The sequence below is a fragment of the Caulobacter endophyticus genome (assembly GCF_003116815.1).
Lineage (GTDB): Bacteria > Pseudomonadota > Alphaproteobacteria > Caulobacterales > Caulobacteraceae > Caulobacter > Caulobacter endophyticus.
Window position 1 is genome coordinate 1 of record NZ_QDKQ01000036.1, and the last position, 1,511, is coordinate 1,511.

At 67.0% G+C, this 1,511-nt stretch carries 1 protein-coding gene; it reads right to left on the reverse strand.

Annotation, left to right across the window (positions count from 1 at the left end; translation table 11 throughout):
- Positions 1–17: 17 nt before the first annotated feature.
- The coding region (locus tag DDF67_RS10450) for an acyl-CoA carboxylase subunit beta (RefSeq protein WP_233247611.1) at positions 18–1,511 on the reverse strand (1,494 nt) is incomplete at its 5' end.

The following is a 1,511-nucleotide window of genomic DNA, read 5'->3' on the forward strand; positions in this document are numbered from 1 at the left end:
AGGGGGAGCGTCCCGGCTCAGAGCGGGATGTTGTCGTGCTTCTTGGCGGGGTTGGTCAGCACCTTGCCCTTGAGGGAGTGGAGCGCCCGGACGATGCGCTTGCGGGTGCCGTGAGGCATGATGACGTCGTCGACATAGCCGCGGGAGGCGGCCACGAAGGGGTTGGCGAAGCGGTCCTTGTATTCGGCCTCGCGGGCGGCCAGGGCCTCTGGATCCTTGGCCTCCTGGCGGAAGATGATCTCGACGGCCCCCTTGGCGCCCATCACCGCGATCTCGGCGGTGGGCCAGGCGTAGTTGAAGTCGCCGCGCAGGTGCTTGGAGCTCATCACGTCATAGGCCCCGCCATAGGCCTTGCGGGTGATCAGGGTGACCTTGGGCACGGTGGCCTCGGCATAGGCGAACAGCAGCTTGGCGCCGTGCTTGATCAGGCCGCCGTACTCCTGCTTCGTCCCGGGCATGAAGCCCGGCACGTCGACCAGGGTGACGATCGGGATCTCGAAGGCGTCGCAGAAGCGCACGAAGCGGGCGGCCTTGCGCGAGCTGTCGATGTCGAGCACGCCGGCCAGCACCTGGGGCTGGTTGGCGACGATCCCGACCGTCTGGCCGTCCATGCGGGCGAAACCGCAGACGATGTTCCTGGCCCACTCGCTGGAGATCTCGAAGAAGTCGGCCTCGTCGACGATCTTCAGGATCAGCTCCTTCATGTCGTAGGGCTTGCCCGGGTCGGCGGGAACCAGGCTGTCGAGGCTGTCTTCCTGGCGGTGCGGATCGTCGAAGCTTTGACGGATCGGGGCCTTCTCGCGATTGGACGAGGGCAGGAAGTCGATCAGGCGGCGCACCTGGGTCAGGGCTTCCAGGTCGTTCTCGAACGCGCCTTCGGCGACGCCCGACTTGGCGGCATGCACCCGGGCCCCGCCCAGTTCCTCGGCGGTGACCACCTCGTTGGTGACGGTCTTGACCACGTCCGGACCGGTGACGAACATGTAGCTCGTATCCTTCACCATGAAGATGAAGTCGGTCATGGCCGGGCTATAGACGTCGCCGCCGGCGCAGGGGCCCATGATCACGCTGATCTGCGGGATGACGCCGCTGGCCAGGGTGTTTTCGAGGAAGATGTCGGCATAGCCCGCCAGGCTGTCGACGCCCTCCTGGATGCGCGCCCCGCCGGCGTCGAACAGGCCGATGATCGGCGCGCCGGCCTTCATCGCCTGGCGCTGGACCTTGACGATCTTGGCCGCGTGGGCGCCCGACAGCGAGCCGCCGAACACCGTGAAGTCCTTGGAGAAGACGTAGACCACCTTGCCGTTGATCGCGCCCCAGCCGGTGACCACCCCGTCGCCGGGCACCTTCTGGTCGGCCATGCCGAACTCGGTCCCCCGGTGCTCGACGAACATGTCGAACTCCTCGAACGAGCCTTCGTCGAGCAGCAGGTCGATCCGCTCGCGCGCCGTCAGCTTGCCCTTGGCATGCTGGGCCGCCACCCGCTTTTCACCGCCGCCCGCACGCGCCTG